This is a genomic window from Phycicoccus sp. HDW14, from assembly GCF_011383005.1.
In the GTDB taxonomy this organism is placed as follows: Bacteria; Actinomycetota; Actinomycetes; order Actinomycetales; family Dermatophilaceae; genus Phycicoccus.
This window is the reverse complement of sequence record NZ_CP049935.1, coordinates 2358259-2374510: the sequence shown is the minus strand read 5'-3', so window position 1 is coordinate 2374510 and position 16252 is coordinate 2358259. Positions and strand designations below refer to the sequence as shown.

11 protein-coding genes and 2 pseudogenes are annotated in these 16252 nt (G+C 71.4%); 7 read left to right on the top strand and 6 right to left on the bottom strand.

Annotated elements, in window-relative coordinates; genetic code table 11:
- Positions 1-108 precede the first annotated feature (108 nt).
- From G7075_RS11600 to G7075_RS11590, 3 genes are all read left to right on the top strand, one after another.
- Positions 109-3102 carry an Ig-like domain repeat protein gene (locus tag G7075_RS11600; protein ID WP_166121948.1) on the top strand — a complete coding sequence of 998 codons (2994 nt, stop codon included), beginning with the start codon at positions 109-111 and terminating at the stop codon, positions 3100-3102.
- A gap of 100 nt (positions 3103-3202) precedes the next feature.
- The gene (locus tag G7075_RS11595) at positions 3203-3514 is read left to right on the top strand and encodes a DUF1905 domain-containing protein (protein WP_166121946.1); all 312 of its coding nucleotides are present in this window, start codon (positions 3203-3205) and stop codon (positions 3512-3514) included.
- A 38-nt stretch (positions 3515-3552) separates the two neighbouring features.
- Entirely contained in the window at positions 3553-4236 is a 684-nt protein-coding gene (locus G7075_RS11590; RefSeq protein ID WP_166121944.1) for a DedA family protein, read from the top strand.
- Positions 4237-4252: 16 nt separating this feature from the next.
- Here the strand turns inward: G7075_RS11590 and G7075_RS11585 are convergent, their stop codons facing one another.
- The 3 genes and pseudogenes from G7075_RS11585 to G7075_RS11575 form a co-directional block, all read right to left on the bottom strand.
- Positions 4253-6028 carry an ABC transporter ATP-binding protein gene (locus tag G7075_RS11585; protein ID WP_166121942.1) on the bottom strand — a complete coding sequence of 592 codons (1776 nt, stop codon included), beginning with the start codon at positions 6026-6028 and terminating at the stop codon, positions 4253-4255.
- A gap of 280 nt (positions 6029-6308) precedes the next feature.
- Positions 6309-7601: pseudogene (locus tag G7075_RS11580) on the bottom strand (ABC transporter transmembrane domain-containing protein); the annotation flags it as partial.
- Between the two features lie 712 nt (positions 7602-8313).
- Positions 8314-9168: a restriction endonuclease gene (locus G7075_RS11575; RefSeq protein WP_205860485.1), complete on the bottom strand. Its 855-nt coding sequence runs from the start codon at positions 9166-9168 to the stop codon at positions 8314-8316.
- Between the two features lie 168 nt (positions 9169-9336).
- Here G7075_RS11575 and G7075_RS11570 point away from each other — a divergent pair, with 168 nt between their 5' ends.
- Both G7075_RS11570 and G7075_RS11565 read left to right on the top strand, forming a co-directional pair.
- The gene (locus G7075_RS11570; protein WP_166121940.1) at positions 9337-9861 is read left to right on the top strand and encodes a hypothetical protein; all 525 of its coding nucleotides are present in this window, start codon (positions 9337-9339) and stop codon (positions 9859-9861) included.
- Positions 9862-10210: 349 nt separating this feature from the next.
- A complete protein-coding gene (locus G7075_RS11565; RefSeq protein WP_166121938.1) occupies positions 10211-10702 on the top strand; it encodes a hypothetical protein in 492 nt (163 codons plus the stop codon).
- Between the two features lie 367 nt (positions 10703-11069).
- Here G7075_RS11565 and G7075_RS11560 read toward each other — a convergent pair whose 3' ends face one another.
- Positions 11070-12011 (bottom strand): GlxA family transcriptional regulator, encoded by a 942-nt coding sequence (locus G7075_RS11560; RefSeq protein WP_003941078.1) that lies wholly within the window; start codon positions 12009-12011, stop codon positions 11070-11072.
- Between the two features lie 108 nt (positions 12012-12119).
- On the opposite strand from G7075_RS11560, the gene G7075_RS11555 reads away from it, so the two are divergent.
- Positions 12120-12431, top strand: coding sequence for a putative quinol monooxygenase (locus tag G7075_RS11555; protein WP_003941073.1), 312 nt, complete (start codon positions 12120-12122; stop codon positions 12429-12431).
- A 647-nt stretch (positions 12432-13078) separates the two neighbouring features.
- Positions 13079-14414: pseudogene (locus tag G7075_RS11550) on the top strand (ISL3-like element ISPfr2 family transposase).
- Between the two features lie 373 nt (positions 14415-14787).
- On the opposite strand, the gene G7075_RS11545 reads toward G7075_RS11550, so the two are convergent.
- Together G7075_RS11545 and G7075_RS11540 are read right to left on the bottom strand one after the other, a co-directional pair.
- Complete coding sequence (locus G7075_RS11545) at positions 14788-15564, bottom strand: HNH endonuclease signature motif containing protein (protein WP_240917565.1); 777 nt, start codon at positions 15562-15564, stop codon at positions 14788-14790.
- Positions 15561-16046, bottom strand: coding sequence for a hypothetical protein (locus tag G7075_RS11540; protein ID WP_166121934.1), 486 nt, complete (start codon positions 16044-16046; stop codon positions 15561-15563). Before G7075_RS11540 ends, G7075_RS11545 begins: the two co-directional genes overlap by 4 nt.
- Positions 16047-16252 lie beyond the last annotated feature (206 nt).

Here is a 16252-nt window from a genome sequence, read left to right as displayed (position 1 = left end):
CGGGCCCGGCTGTTCGGCCGAGGAGTGCCCTGACCTGCGGTGATGCGGCTGAGGGCTGCCTACGGTGACGGCTCCAGAGCGTTCCACCACCGTCGAAAGAGGCCGTTCGTGCCGTTCCCCGCCCCCCTGCGTCCCCGAGACACCGCGGCGCCCCGTGCCGCCTCGTCGAGGCGGGTGGTCGCCGCCGTCGCGGTGCTGGCCACCGCCGCCGTCGGCACCGTGCTCGGCGCCTCGCGCGTCGAGGCCGAGCCGCTCCCGCCGCAGACGACGACCCTCTTCGCGGAGACCTTCGCCGGCGCCTCGACGACCTCGCCGACGTGGTTCCGCCCCTCGCCCGGGGGGAACACGGCGTGCCTGACCGGTTCGGACGACTGGACCCAGGTGCCGATCCCCGGCTGCGGGGGCGACGCCCCGGGGTCCGGCGTCCTCCGCCTGACCTCCACCGGGGGCGGCCAGGTCGGCACGGTCTTCTTCGACTCCTCGCTGCCCTCCGCGCAGGGGATCGACGTCTCGTTCGACAGCTACCAGTGGGCCGGGTGGTCCGACCCCGCAGACGGCCTGAGCTTCGCCCTCGCCGCGACCGACCCGTCCGCACCCGAGGCGCCCGCGCACGCCGGCCCTGCGGGTGGTGCGCTCGGCTACGTCGGGTCGCCGGGACTGGACGGCCTCCCGCACGGCTACCTCGGCGTGGGCCTCGACGTCTACGGCGGCTTCTCCTACGGCGCCCCCGGAAGCAGCCAGTGCGCGTGGAACCCGGGCATGCAGCAGACCGTCAGTGTCCGCGGTCCCGGCCACGGGAGCGCCGGGTACTGCGTCCTCGGGTCGCAGCAGAGCGCCGGGACCCTGGACCAGCAGTGGAGCTGGAGCCGGCCCGCGCCGGTGCCCGTCGTCGTGTCGGTGAACCCGGGGACCACCGCGACGACCAACCGCGCGGGCGACGAGGTGCCCGCGCGCTCGTGGCTCGTCGCCTGGACCGCCTACGGCGCCCAGCGCCAGGTGATGACCGGTGCCCTCCCGGGGGCCGCCGCGCTCGAGGCCGCGCAGATCCCGTCGTCGTGGGTGGACCCGGAGACCGGTGTGCCCTACCAGCTGAGCTTCGGCTGGTCCGGGTCGACGGGCTCGCTCGCCGAGAACCACGCGGTCGGCAACGTCCGCGCCACGACCCTCACCGGTGCGCTCCCCGTCTTCGGGGTGTCCGTGACCGACGACGGCGACGGTGTCGTCGACCCCGGTGCCACGGCCACCGTCACCGTGACCCCGACCCTCGACGCTGCCGGTGGGGACGAGTCCCGCCCGGCCGTCGTCACCACGACCGTTCCCGCGGGTCTCTCGGTCGGCACGCCGGTCGCCCCCGGCTACGACTGTGCCGTCGCCGCCCAGGTGGTGACGTGCACGACCACCGGGTCCGGCCCGTGGCTCGCGGGGTCCGACCTGCCCCCGATCTCGCTGCCGCTCACCGCGACCGGTGACACCACGGGGACGGCCACCGTGGGCGCCAAGGTCTCCTCGGCCGACGGCAACCCCGCCGCCGCCCGTCACGACCTCGTCCTGCGTGCCGTGCAGGAGCTCACCTTCGCTCCGCTCGCCTCGCCGGCGACGATCGGGACCAGCCAGCCCATCGACGTGACCGGGGGCGGCGCCGAGTCGCCCGTCACCGTGTCCGTCGACGGCACCTCCACCGAGGGCGCGTGCGAGGTCGACGGCGACGTCGTCCGCTTCACCGGCGCCGGCAGCTGCGTCCTCACCGCCACCCAGGACGGCGACGCCACCCGGGCCCCGGCCGCCCCGGTCAGCCAGACCGTCACGGTCGAGAAGGTCGTCACCGCCGTCTCCGTCGCCCCGAGCAGCACCGCCAGCGTCCGCGGTGAGCCGGTGACCGCCACCGTGAGCGTCGCCGACGGTGTCCCCGGCACCGTCGGGCTCCTCGTCGACGGGCAGGCCGTGGGCTCGCCGGTCGCGGTGGGCGACAACGGGACCGCCACTCTCCCGGTGACCACACCCTCCGGCGCGGACCTCCCGGTCGGAGCCCACACGGTCTCGGCGACGTTCGCCCCGACCGACACCGCGATGTACGGCGCCAGCACCGCTGCGCCGCAGACCGTCTCGGTGGACAAGGCCGCCACGACCACCGCGGTCTCGGTCGCCCCGTCGACGCTGACGGCGAGCGTCGTCGTCACCGCTCCCGGCCGCGCGGACGTCACGGGCACCGTGTCGTTCTCGGTCGACGGGTCGGTCGTCGGCACGGCACCCGTCGTCGACGGGGTCGCCACCCTGGCCCACACCACGCCGACCGACCGTCGCCGCAACGTCTCGGCGACCTACTCGGGCGACGCCGGCCTGCTCGGGTCCGCGGGCTCGACGGCGCGCGACAACCCGACGGTCACCGCGACGGTGACGAGCGCATCGCCGCGCTCCAAGGCCGGCTGGTACCGCAGCGCGGTCACCGTCACCTTCCGGTGCACCACGAACGGGGCTCCGCTGACGGCGCCCTGCCCGTCGCCGGTCACCCTGAGCCGGAACGGCGCCGCGCAGTCGGTCGTCCGCACCGTCTCGGCCACCGACGGCGGCGTCGCCACGGCGGCCGTCTCCGGCATCTCCATCGACCGGACCGCCCCCACGGCCCGCGTCACCGGGGTCCGCGCCGGCGCGCTGTACTTCGCGTCGACGGCCGCCGCCCGGTGCGCCGGGTCGGACGCCCTGTCCGGGGTCGCCTCCTGCCGCCTGACCCGCACGCGGTCCGGCAGCACCGAGAAGATCACGGCGACGGTCACCGACCGGGCCGGGAACGTGCGGACCGCGTCGGTGAAGGTCCACGTCACCGACGTGACCATCGCCGGGGCGCGCTGGAAGAACGGCGTCTGGACGGTGCGCCAGGGCCGCGCCTACACGCTCCTCGCCGCCGGGAAGGTGCGTCCGCGCTACGTCGACGCCGCCTACGCCCCGCGTGCGCCGAAGGGCGAGGACAACTGGTTCGTCCGCACCGGCAAGGACCGCTGGGCCAGCGGGGTCACGATGGGCCCGTCGATGCGGACCGGGATGTGGAACCTCGGCGTCCGCCGGGGGAGCACCCTCACGGTGCTCAAGGTGCGCGTCGTGCGCTGAGCCCGGAGCGGCCTGACGCCGTGACGCCCGGTGGCCCCTCGAGGGTCACCGGGCGTCCGCGCGTCCGGTCGGTGTCGGGAGTCGGTGCCACCATGGCCGGATGGACGGCGGCAACGGGCACTCCTGGCGCTTCACCGTGCCGCTGTGGCGCTGGCGCGAGGGGTCGTGGCACTTCGTCACCGTGCCGCAGGACGTCAGCGACGAGGTCGACGAGGCGGTCGGCGACGCCACGGGCGGCTTCGGGTCGGTGCGCGTCGAGGTCACCGTCGGGGAGTCGGTCTGGCGCACCAGCCTCTTCCCGTCCACCGAGGAGGCCGCCTACGTGCTGCCGGTCAAGAAGGCCGTGCGCGCCAAGGAGGGCCTCACCGAGGGTCGGCCGGCCGACGTCACCATCCGCCTCGTCACGGGCTGAGTTCCGGCACACCGGCCGCCGTCCCGTAGCGTTCGGGGATGCAGAGCATCACCGGGCCCGTCGTCGACGTCATCGACTCCGTCGGCGAGGTCGGGGTCGGCGGGCTCATCGCCCTCGAGACCGTGCTGCCGCCCATCCCGTCCGAGGTGATCCTCCCGTTCGCGGGCTTCGCCGCCGCCGACGGCCGGCTCAACGCACCGCTCGCGTGGGCCTGCGCGACGATCGGCTCGCTGCTGGGCGCCGGTCTCCTCTACTGGTTCGGCCACGCCCTCAGCTACGAGCGCCTGCACCACCTGGCCGGCAAGCGGTGGTTCGTGCTCTTCGGCCAGCGGGACCTCGACCGCGGCTTCCGCTTCTTCGACCGGCACGGCTCGGTCGTCGTGCTCGTCGGGCGGTTCGTGCCGCTCATCCGCTCCATCGTCTCGGTGCCGGCCGGGATGGACCGGATGCCCGTGCCGCGCTTCCTCGCGCTGACGGCGCTGGGCAGCGGCATCTGGAACGCGGCGTTCATCTGGCTCGGGTACCGGCTGCGCGAGGACTACGAGCTCGTCGAGCAGTACATGGGGCCGGTGAGCCGGGGGGTGGTCGTCGTGTGCGGCATCGTCCTCGTGTGGCTCGTCGTCCGGCGACTGCGCGAGCGGCGTGCCGGGGCCGACGGGGCGTCGGCGGACGAGCCGTTCCACCCCGGCGCCGACCGCGAGCCGGCCCGCGCCGACGACTGACCCGGCCTCGGGGGCCTCACGCCTCGTCGCGCCAGGACCGCCAGAGCGCCGCGTACGAACCGTCCTCGGCGATCAGCGCGTCGTGCGACCCCAGCTCGGCGACCCGTCCGCCCTCGACGACGGCCACCCGGTCGGCGTCGTGTGCGGTGTGCAGCCGGTGCGCGATGGCCACCACCGTGCGCCCGGTGAGCACCGCACCGAGCGAGCGCTCGAGGTGGCGCGCGGCGCGGGGGTCGAGGAGCGAGGTCGCCTCGTCGAGGACCAGGGTGTGCGGGTCGGCGAGGACGAGCCGGGCCAGCGCCAGCTGCTGGGCCTGGGCCTCGGTCAGCTCGTGCCCGCCGGACCCGACGACGGTGGCCAGGCCCTCGGGGAGGGCGGTGGCCCAGTCGAGGGCGTCGACGGCGTCGAGCGCGGTGAGCAGGTCCTCGTCGGTCGCGGACGGGCGTGGCAGGCGGAGGTTGTCGGCCAGCGTCCCGACGAACACGTGGTGCTCCTGGGTGACGAGGGCGACCTGGCCGCGCAGCTCGTCGAGCTCGAGGTCGACCAGCGGCACGCCGCCGACCGTGATGCGTCCGGTGCGCGGGCCGTCGACCCCGGCCATCAGCCGCCCGAGGGTCGACTTGCCGGCGCCCGAAGGTCCCACGACGGCGAGGCGCTCGCCGGGCTGCAGGTCGAGCGAGACGCCGTGGAGGACGTCCTGGCCCTCGCGGTAGGCGTAGCGGACGTGCTCGACGGCGAGCCGGTCGCCGGCGGGTGTCGCGCCCGTGGCGACGCGGTCCGGGGGCACCTCGCCGACCCCGAGGATGCGGGACATCGAGGTGGCGGCGAACTGGATCTCGTCGAGCATCCCGACGAGCTCGCCGAGGGGGTCGAGCAGGCGCTGGACGTAGAGGACGACCGCGGTGGCCGTCGCGACGGGGACGACGCCGTCCCAGGCCAGCCAGCCGCCCCAGAGGAGGGCGCCGGCGATCGGCGCGAAGAACCCGACCTCGAGCCAGGGGAACCAGCGCAGCCGCAGCCCGACCGTGTAGCGCTCGGCGTCGTGGCTCTCGCGGATGGCCTCGGCGAACCGGACGCCGCGCTCGTCGGAGAGCCCGAGCGCGTCGACGGTCGAGGCCCCCTCGACGGTCTCGGCGGCGACGCCGTTGAGCCGCGCGTAGGTGGCGTGCTCCCAGAGGTAGCCGGGGCCGGCGAGGCGCAGGTAGCGGCGGGTCGGCAGGAACCACACGAGCGGCGTGAGCAGCAGCGGCAGCGCGGCCAGCGGCGAGGCCAGCACGGTCGCGACGCCGGTGACGAGCACGGTCGTGATCGACACGACGATGGTCGGGATGCCGAAGCGGATGACGTAGCTGATGGCGTCGATGTCGTTGGTCGTGCGGGCCAGCAGGTCACCGGTGCCGGCGCGCTCGACGGTCGACAGCGGCAGCCGCACGGCCGACGCGACGAAGCCCTCGCGCAGCTGAGCGAAGATCCGTTCTGACAGCACGAACGAGCTGCGCCGGGCGACCCAGGTGGCGGCCGTCTCGGCGACGACGGCCGCCGCGAGCAGCCCGACGAGCACCCCGACGTCGGTGATGGCCGCGCGTCCGGTCGTCACCAGGCCGACGACCTGGCCGATGACCCACGGGCCGGTGAGCCCGACGACGGCCGCGACGAGGTGCCACAGGAGGACGACGAGCAGCGGCCGCCGGTGCTCGCGCAGGAGGACGCCGACGTGCTCGCGGACCACCTTCCCGGGGGCGATGGGCAGCGTCCGGCGGGCGTGGTCGGTGCGCAGGGCGAGGGGGCTCATCAGTCCTCCTCCCGCGCACGACGACGTCGCGGTAGGCCGGGTGGCTGCGCGAGAGCTCGCGGTGGGTGCCGGTGGCGACGACCCGTCCGTCCTCGACGAGGTGGACCACGTCGGCGTGGTCGAGGAGCAGCGGGCTGGCCGTGACGACGACCGTCGTGCGGCCCTTGCGGTGCTCGGCGAGCCGGCCGGCGATGCGCGCCTCGGTGTGCGCGTCGACCGCGCTCGTGGGCTCGACGAGGACGAGCACGTCGGGGTCGCGCAGGAGGGCGCGGGCCAGGACGAGGCGCTGGCGCTGGCCGCCGGAGAGCGAGCGGCCACGCTCCTCGACCTCCCCGTCGAGCCCCTCGTCGACGGCGGCGAGGGCGTCGTCGGCGTCGGCCACGGCGACCGCGGCGAGGCGCGCGTCGTCATCGGGGCCGGCGAGCTCCTCGCGCAGCAGCCCGCTGAAGAGGCGGGGGTCGGCCTGCGAGACGAGGATCCGCGCGCGGACGTCGGCGAGCGGCAGGTCGTCGAGGGCGGTATCGCCCCACGTGACGCCGTGCCGACCGCGGGCCGTGCGGCCCAGGCGCGCGGCGACCTCGGCGGTCTCCTCGGGCCGGCCGCTGACCAGTGCGGTGAGGACTCCGGGCTCCACGGTGACACCGGAGGTCGGGTCGACGAGGGCGGCGTCCGGCGGGGTCCAGCCGAGGGCGGGCAGGTCGGGGTGGTCCGGGTCGGTCGCGAGGATGCGCGCGATGCGGCGGGCGGCCACCCGGGTGGTGATGAGCTTGTCGGCCATCTCGACGGCGGTCTGGAGCGGGATGGTGAGGAAGGCCGTGTAGCCGTAGTAGGCGACGAGCTCGCCGGGCGAGATCTCCCCGGCGACGGCGAGGTTGGCGCCGACCGCAGTGACGACGAGCACGAACAGCCCGGGCAGCAGGACCTGCGCGGCGTCGAGCGTCGCCTGGGTGCCGGCGACCCGCACCCCGGCGAGGCGGACGGTCTGGCTCTGCGCGCGGTAGCGGTCGAGGAAGGAGTCCTCGCCGCCGATGCCACGCAGCACCCGCAGGCCGGCGACGGTGTCGGCGCCGAGCGCGGTGAGCCGTCCGGCCTCCTCGCGCTGGGCGCTCTGGCGGCGCTGGAGCGGCTTCATGACGAAGGCCAGCGAGGCGACGAGCAGCGGGCCGCCGACGAGCATGATCAGCCCGAGCAGCAGCGAGCCGCGCAGCAGGATGGCCCCGACGACGACGAACGAGACGACGGCGCCCATGAACCGCGCGAGGACGTCGAACGAGTTGCCCATCCGGCCGAAGTCGCTCGTGAAGCTGGCCAGCACCTCGCCGGCGGGCATCGTCCGGGTCAGGGCGGGGCCGGACCGACGGACGGCGCGGTCGGCGACGACCCCGGCGCGGAAGGCCGCGGTCAGCCAGTTCTTGACCGCGAACCAGTGCCGTCCGTTGCCCGCGGCCGCCGAGACCAGCCCGAGCCCGACGACGGCGAGCGACCAGAGCACGAGCGCCTGCCCGTCGCGCGCGACGATGCCGTCGTCGACGGCCCGTCCGATCGCCGCCGGGACGAGGGCGATCGAGAGCATCCACGGGATGCCGAAGCAGGCACCGGCTACGAGGGTGCGCCACTGCCGGCGTGCGAGCCACACGAGGAGGCGGTCGGCATCCGCCGGGGCCGCGTCGTCGGGTCGCGCGCCGTACTGCCACGGTGGTCGTCGGGTCGGCATGGTGCCGTCCACGCTACGGCCCGGACGGGTCGCCCGGCGAACCGTTTTCGGGGCGCCTCCGGCGCGCGGGACCGCATCGTGTGTCCCAGTTGTCGCTCGGTGCGTGGACCGCCGTCGCCGGCGGGGTGACGCGCGAGTGAAGTCTGCCTAAGAGGCGGAAGGGCGCGGCGAACCACGGGCGGCGATGCGGGGCGGGCCCGACCTTGAACGCTCCCATCGGTTGCCGTGGGACGTTGACGACCCCCAGACTTCGGTCATGTGGTTGGGCGCTCTGTGGGCAGGGCTCAAGCACGACCTCCGCCGGCTCGCTGGTCAACAGCAGCAGCATGGGGAGGCCGTCCCCGCGTGGGATCCCACCCTCCCCACGGGCATCTCGTCGTACACCGGCGGACGACGACGGAAGCGCCCACTTAGTCCAGAGAAGTAGCCCGGCTCGCGGCGGTGTGACGCAGGTTGCACCGCGCTACTTTTGGGCCCTCGGTCTTCGAGCGCAGGGCGCATTCGACTATTGCCACGATCCCTGGCAGGCAAGGCCCGACTAGGGGTCGCAGTACCTCGGCCGAATGGTGCCTCAACTGTCCAGCATGTGCCATTCGTCGCCGAGGACCCAGCGCAGCGCAGAGATGCGTCCCGAGAGGTAGCCCCAAGCCCAATCGGACTCCACGTCCTTCGCAAGCTCCTCCACGCCGTACTGTTCCTCGACGCGACGCTTAGCCGCGAGCATCCCCGCCTTGATGTCGTCCGCCCAGGCGAGCTTATCCACCTCCTCGTCAGCAGGTTTGCGCCCGTACCAGAGCCGATCCATCAGCTCCGACTCAGCCTCGAGGATTTCGGAGACCCGCCGCAGCGTGCTCGTGCCGACGTCGTGGCGGAAGGCGAGGTCGAGGTTCTTCTCCACGAGCCGGAGAAGCTGGGGCCTCTCCCAGACCCGGATTCGAAACGGCGGTCGGTTGGTCCGCTGGTAATCCTCGATCCAGTCTTTGGCGCCGTTGGTGAGGTAGCCGGAGGCGATAAAGAGCACAACGGCGGGGCGCTCGGCCGTAGCCCAAGCCAAAGTGCCCTGGAGGGCGTCAGGCGGAACCCCGCGCTCGTAGTGCTTGCAGTCGACGAACCATGTCTCCGCGTATTCGTGGCCGTCGAGGTCTCGCAGCGTCCTGCGGGCTACGAGGTCCCGCCCTCGATCCGAGGGCGATGCAGGGAGGGGCGTTCCCTTTCGCCAGTCCACATTGGAGAAGCCGCTCTCGGCCATGAGATCGAAACAGAACTCCTCAAAGTCCGTTGGAGAGAGGCCGTCGAAGTTCAGCGAGCCGAGCGCGAAGTCGTCGTCCGACTCAGCCAGCTCTGTAGCCTGCTCGTTGGGTTGATCTCCGCCCGCGCCGGCTTCGGGTGTCTGCTCGTCCGCTCGCTCGGCGGGCCCCGTTGACATGCTCTGAGCATACGAAGCACCGGATATCACGCGGCGAGGAGAGGCGGGTCGAAACGCCTGCAGAGCCGGCCGCGTCTCTTCTACCCACGTCGACTCGCCCGGGCTGCCGTTGGCACGGGGTGGCCTCGTACAGGTCAACTCGCCGCAGGCGATCGGCAGGATGAGGGCATGGATGCGAACCTGTGGTCGAACGTCATTAGTGCCGTGGCGGGTCTCGTGGGTGCTGCCATTGGTGGATTTCTGACTCTTCGAGCCAGCCAGAGCCAACGGGAGCACGAGGTAGCGATGGCGCGAGAGGCTCGAGTCCGAGACCGTGCGGGCGACTTCATGACCACGGCCCAGCGGATGGCCTTCATCGCTTCTTCCGATCGCGGGATGACCGACCCGCAGCCTTGGTACGCACTGCAGGAGTCCGCGGACCTGCTTGTGGCAGAGGCGGTCGCGTCCACCTCAGACCGAGGCCAAGAGCTGGCTGGCTTCGTTAGTCGCAACGTGGACGCGCTGGCCGCCAACCTCGAGGTCAAACGCCGGAGGGACGTCGGCGAAACCCGACGCCTGATCTGGGAGGTCGTCGCGAGGGTTGACTCCGCGCCGCGAGCGCTGGCGCTGCGAGAAGGCGTCATGGAGTGGCTGGAGGGTAAGCCGATTCCCGATTTCGACGAGATGGAACACAAGTACTTGGGCACGGGCTGACAGACTGTCCGCCGCGGTTCTTCGTGGGCGCGGGTGCAGCGGCGACGTCACGGCCGGTCATCGCCGGGCTTGAGCCGAGCCCACGACCGACGCCACCGACGAACTTGCCCCTCGCGGCGGAAGGACTTGTCTCCGTGTCAGAGCGGATCGCCCGCTTGGCTCGACTGGGATCGCAGTGCTGTTCTCAACGACGCCCCGCGGCGACCACACACCCCCCGCGGTGGCGCTGGGCCCTGGGCAAGAAGTGCGAGCATGAACTATGAATACTTGGAAGGTAGCGGAGGAGGCTTCCTCTGCAGGGACGAACTGGGTCACGGTTGGTATCACTGCCGCCGGAGTTCTCCTGGGCGTGGTCATCACCGTTCTGGGCTCGCTGTATGTGGCCAACAAGCGCATAACAGAACTTGAGATCACGCATGCTCAAAAGCTGCAGGAAGTCTTCCTGTCCAACGCCCGCGACTACTTGGAAGCCGTCTACCTCCCCCTCCACTTGGCTCAGGCGCGACTGGCGTCCGGCTACCGCCAATTTCAACTGAGTGGCGCGTCTGCCGACGTCGCTACCTCACAGCCTGAAGCGCGCTGGACTGAAGCGATTGGTGACTACCTCAGCGTTGTGGACCAACTGATGGACCGGGCGGCCGGTGCATTCTTATCGCCCCAACTTGAGGACGAAATCGAAGATCTCAGTTCGTTTCTTCGTTCGTCGCTAACCGCAGAGGCTGTCACGAGGCGGATCACTTTCACGCTCCAGGTGTATGGAACGAGGATGAGTCGCGTGGTTGAATCGACCGCGAAGGTCTGGCCAACGAGCATTAGTGGCTCTTCCCAGATGAGGGTGTAGGTCGGCCGGGCGCGTCGGTCCGCAGATAGACGTCGAGGTCTCCCGACGACGGAGGTTCCTACGCCATCCATCCGAAAGACCTCGACGTGTCCGACGCTACCCCGCCGGCCGGCTTCGGCCGCCCTGACCTGACCGCCTTCGCGTCTCATCCCAATCGACCCTGATCGATGTTGACCCCCTCGACGAGAACGCAGCGACATCACAGCCACCCAACCCCGACCGTCCGGGAAGCCGGGACACGTCACATGGCCTGTGCTGCGGGCGTGTCGAGTGGGTCGTCCAGGGGCGACGCAGGAGCGTCGACGCGACGTGCTGAGAGGTGGTTCCAGTCGAGCACTAGGACACCGGCTACAGGCATGGCGATAGGTCAGGAACGGCGTCGCTCCCTACGCAGGAGGGAGCGCAGAGTCTCGGCGTTCGCGTAGCCGACCCGTAGCGCGATCTCGGCGGAGGTAAGGTCCGTGGTTGCTGAGAGGTGCCGAGCTCGTTCGATGCGAAGCCGTTGGACGAAGCCGAGCGGAGTGAGGTTGAGCGCCGCACGGACTCGTCGTTCGAGGGTGCGCCGGCTGGTGCCGAGCGACTGCGCGACGAAGGCGACGTTGAACGGTTCGTCCAGGCGGGCGCGCACGAAGCGTTCGAACTCGACGACGATCGGGTCCTCGTGCCGGAGATGTTCGTAGGCGACGAAGGCCGCCTGCGACGGACGCTCGTCGATGATGAGGAGCTTGGCGACATGTTGGGCCAGGTCGGGGCTGATCGATCGCACGAGTGAGAGCGCGAGGTCTATGTGGGCGAACGCGGCGCCGGCGGTGACGAGGTTCCCGTCGACCACGACCATGGTGTCGAGATCGAGGGCGACGGTCGGATAGCGCTTCAGGAACTCCGGCCCCAGGAACCAGCTGGTCGTCGCCCGCCGATGATGCATCCGTCCGGTCTCGGCGACAGCGAACACGCCGGTGCACGCCGCGGCGATCCGGGTGGTCGCGTCGTCGAGGCGCCCGAGCGAGGCGATGACCGAACGAGCATCTCGGCTCTGGAGGGCGTCGTTGGTAGCGGCGGCCGTGAGGGTTCCAAGCGCAGGGACGACGACCACGTCGAACTCTGCGGACTCCGACAGCGGGTGGTCCACCGACAGGGTCATCGATGCCGTCGTGGTCACTCTCCGTTTCGGTCCGAGGATGGCGAGTTCGATCGGGTCGATCCGCGGGTCGACATCGCCGCGGGCTCCGTCGGCCACCCGCACGATGTCGATGACCGACGCGACAGCCGAACCGAAGCAGCCGTCGATCGCGATCAGTCCGATACGCATGGCGCGAACAATAGCAATACTGCCGTATACGCCACTTCTCACATGCCGTTGCTCGTCATACGCTGAACTCGCTTCACCAAGAAACCTCGACACCTAGGAGAACCCCTCATGTCCACACCCGCATCACTTCCGTATGCCTTCGTCGCCAAGATCGTCGCGGCCGATGGACAGCACGACGCGCTCGCCGATCTGCTCGCCGGCGCTGTCGCGCTCGCCAACGAAGAAGTAGGAACGATTGTCTGGTTCGCGGTCAGGACCCACGCCGACACCTTCTGGATCTTCGATGCATTCCCCGACGAGGCCGCTCGCGACGCCCACGCCAACGGCGCCATCGTCGCAGCCCTGATGGCCAACCAGCACCTCCTCGGCGCAGCACCCGAGATCCTGGCGGCCGACGTCCTCGCGTCCAAGCTCCCGTAGTCCGCCAACGCACGAGACGATCGCGCCCCGCCGAGCCGTCGCCAGGTCGCGACGCAACGCTACGCTGCGTTGCCGAGCGGTGCGAGGCCTATCGGCACACGGACAGGATGCCGGCCGCGAGCGCTCAGCCGGCGAGCGCTCAGCCGGCGAGGGGTCCGTCGCAGAGGAGAGCGACGTCGGTGTCGGGCAGAGCCGTGAGGCCAGCGCATCGCGCGACCACCAGAACCGAACCGCCCCTGCCCTGCGTTTCCGCAGGTCAGGGGCTGTTCGCCGGAGCCGCCTGGCGGAATCGAGCCGACGACCTAATCACGTCGGCTTTGCGTCTATCGCTTGATGCGCCCACTGGGCGAACGAGCCGTTGACCTGCGCAAACGCCGAGCGTGGGGGACGCCGCCATCCGGTGGTGACCGACGACGACCGACCAGTACCGACCGTTTCACCGGAGCTTGCGGCGGCGTCGAAGCCGAGCAAGCTCCATTCCTTTAGCTCACCGCGCCCTCCTCCTCGCCGGTCCCGTCGTCGTCGAAGACGTTTCAGGGGTCTTCTCAGATGAGGGTGTAGGTCGGCCGGGCGCGTCGGTCCGCAGATAGACGTCGAGGTCTCCCGACGACGGAGGTTCCTACGCCATCCATCCGAAAGACCTCGACGTGTCCGACGCTACCCCGCCGGCCGGCTTCGGCCGCCCTGACCTGACCGCCTTCGCTCGACTCGACGGCCTCGGTCTGAGCGTGACCGGACAACGACTTGAACCGGATCGTGCGGTCCTCGCGTGCCACGTGGTGGAACCAGATCAGTGGTGCCGACGGTGCGGCAGCGAAGGCGCTGCTCGTGACACCGTGATCCGGCGGTTGGCCCACGAGCCGCTGGGCTGGCGACCGACCGTGCTGGAAGTTGTAGTGCGCCGCTACCGCTGTGCCGACTGCGGACACGTGTGGCGCCAAGACACCAGCGCCGCGGCGGAGCCACGCGCGAAGCTCTCGCGCACCGGGCTGCGGTGGGCGCTGGAAGGGATCGTGGTCGCACACCTCACCGTCGCCCGTGTCGCCGAGGGACTCGGGGTCGCGTGGGACACCGCCAACAACGCGGTCCTGGCTGAAGGCAAGCGGCTGCTGATCAACGACCCTACGCGGTTTGAGGGCGTGAAGGTCATTGGCGTCGATGAGCACGTCTGGCGCCACACCAGGCGTGGCGACAAGTACGTCACCGTGATCATCGACCTCACCCCGGTCCGCGATGGCGCCGGCCCAGCAAGGCTGCTGGACATGGTCGAGGGCCGGTCGAAGGCGGCGTTCAAGACCTGGCTCGCCGACCGCGACGACGCCTTCCGTGACGCGGTCGAGGTGGTCGCGATGGACGGCTTCACCGGGTTCAAGACCGCCGCTGCAGAGGAGATCCCGGACGCGGTCACGGTGATGGATCCCTTCCACGTCGTGCGCCTGGCCGGTGACGCCCTCGACAGGTGCCGGCGCCGGGTCCAACTCGCGATCCACGGGCACCGTGGGTTCAGGGACGACCCGCTCTACAAGTCGCGGCGCACGCTGCACACCGGCGCGGACCTGCTCACCGACAAGCAGAGCGACAGGCTACGCGCGCTGTTCGTTGATGACGCTCACGTCGAGGTCGAGGCGACCTGGGGTGTCTACCAGCGCATGATCGCCGCCTATCGCCACGAGGACCGGCAACGTGGCCGCGAGCTCATGGAGAAGCTGATCACCGACCTCAGCGCCGGCGTCCCCAAAGGTGCTCACCGAGCTCACCACCCTGGGCCGGACCCTGAAGAAGCGAGCCGCTGACGTGCTCGCCTACTTCGAACGACCCGGCACCAGCAACGGGCCGACCGAGGCGCTCAACGGACGGCTCGAACACCTGCGCGGCTCCGCACTCGGGTTCCGCAACCTGACCAACTACATCGCCCGAAGCCTGCTCGAGACCGGCGGCTTCAGACCCCAACTCCTACACCCCGATTGGGATGAGCCGCATTAGTCTCCTGGGAGTCGGCTCGTCCGTCGAAGTCACCAAGGTGTTGGCGGCGCCGCTTTCGAGCCACGAATTCGAAGAACAGTTCGTTGTCGCCACAGCGAGGGTGAGGGGATTGATCAAGGAAGTGACTCTAGGAGCGCACGCGCGCGCACGAGCGTAGAGACCAGTCCGCCATCCGCGGTCTCGGGATTAGGGAGCATGCTGCGGCACTCTGCTCGCCGAGGTCACTCGGTAGAGCCCGAATAGAACAAAGCTCGCCCGTCGGGCCCTACAAGTGGCCGAATCTGGGCGGTGTGCAGCAGCCAGAAGGATAGCCCTATTTGGGCGGAAGGACGCAGAAGAGCTTGGCGATCCGCGGCGGCGCAGTGTGTGCGCGTCAGGCGACGAGGTCGTCGGCGAAGGGTGGGTCGAACCACGGGAGGTCGTCGTCCTCGGCCCACTCGGGGTCCGGGAACGGTGACCGAGGGGGCGGTGCCGCCAGGGGTGGCGCCTGGCTGACGGCCCGGTCGTAGGAACCGTCGGCGAGGTCCCAGACGACGTGTCGGCCGCGGTCGTCCGGGTGTCGGCGGACCTCGGCCACGAGTCGTCGGCGGTGGACCACGTGGTGGTGGCGGGCGCAGAGCAAGGCGGCGTTGGTGACGTCGGTGGCGCCGCCGTCGGCCCAGTGGATGACGTGGTGCGCCTCGCACCAGCTCGCGGGTGCCGTGCAGCCGGGGAAGGTGCACCCGCGGTCGCGGAGGCCGAGGTGACGCCGCTGCCCGCGCGAGAAGAGTCGCTGCGCACGGCTGAGGGCGAGGGGCTCGCCGTGGCCGCCGAGCAGGTGGGTGACGAGGGTCGCGTCGCAGGCGAGGCGGCGGACGAAGGCCGGCGGGAGGAGCGTGCCGCCGGCGACGGTGCCGAGGACCTCGCCGGCCCCACGCTGGGACGCGAGGTCGGTCACCGGGACCGTGACGTGCAGGACGACGGCCGACCCGGCGACGGCGCCCGAACCCTCGGCGGCGACGATGCTGCCTCGGCGGCAGACCTCGGTGAGCGCCTCGACCCGCCGCTGCCCGGCCGGACGGAGGTCGGTCTCGCCGCCCTCGCGGTTCGGGGCGGGCGCGGAGAGCGGGCCGATGGCGGCCTCGAGGGTCGCGGCTTGCTCGGGGGTCATCCACAGCTGGTACTCCGTGAGGTCACCGGACTCGACGTGCGGCATCGACAGCCGCGCGGCCGCGCCCAGGCGGCGGTGCAGCCCTCGAAAACTTCGGGCCGGCCGTGGTCGGCGAGCAGCTGCGGCCGCAGGCGACGCATCATCGACGGGCCCCAGTCGGCGGCGAGGTCGACGAGGGCCGCGGTGACGGTGGGGACGGCGGCGTCCTGCAGGTGCGGAGCGAGCCGCGACGCCTCGCGCAGGACCGCGCACCCGGTACCGGCCTCGAGCCGGCCCTCGCGCACCGCCGCCCAGACCATTCCGAGCGGGGACCCGTCAGCGGGCCCGGACCCCTCGAGCCCGCTGCCCGCCGCAGCGAGGTCGACCGCGAGCCGGGCGACCGGCGCGGCACCTCCCTGTCGCAGCGACGGCGCGTGCTGCCGCAGCCATCCGTGCACCTCCGACCCCGCCACGTCACCCCGCCGCGTGGCCTCAGCGGCCACCTGCACCCGGGCTGCCGAGGCCAGCGCCGCCACGTGATCGAGCGACTCGAGGAGCTCGGTGAGGTGGGGCCGGACGCGAGCGCCAGCAGCTCGCCGAGCCCCTCGAGGGCGGTGCGCGCGGCATCGATCGCGGAGTGTCGTTCCGCAAGATCGAGAGGTCCCCTGGCCATACCCCATCCTATCGAACAGCAGTTCGACCGTCAAGC

Coding starts and splice junctions, on each gene's coding strand:
- G7075_RS11595 (WP_166121946.1), top strand. CDS start 3,203: ATGGACGGCGGCAACGGGCACTCCTGGCGCTTCACCGTGCCGCTGTGG.
- G7075_RS11590 (WP_166121944.1), top strand. CDS start 3,553: ATGCAGAGCATCACCGGGCCCGTCGTCGACGTCATCGACTCCGTCGGC.
- G7075_RS11585 (WP_166121942.1), bottom strand. CDS start 6,028: ATGAGCCCCCTCGCCCTGCGCACCGACCACGCCCGCCGGACGCTGCCC.
- G7075_RS11575 (WP_205860485.1), bottom strand. CDS start 9,168: ATGTCAACGGGGCCCGCCGAGCGAGCGGACGAGCAGACACCCGAAGCC.
- G7075_RS11570 (WP_166121940.1), top strand. CDS start 9,337: ATGGATGCGAACCTGTGGTCGAACGTCATTAGTGCCGTGGCGGGTCTC.
- G7075_RS11560 (WP_003941078.1), bottom strand. CDS start 12,011: ATGCGTATCGGACTGATCGCGATCGACGGCTGCTTCGGTTCGGCTGTC.
- G7075_RS11555 (WP_003941073.1), top strand. CDS start 12,120: ATGTCCACACCCGCATCACTTCCGTATGCCTTCGTCGCCAAGATCGTC.
- G7075_RS11545 (WP_240917565.1), bottom strand. CDS start 15,564: ATGACCCCCGAGCAAGCCGCGACCCTCGAGGCCGCCATCGGCCCGCTC.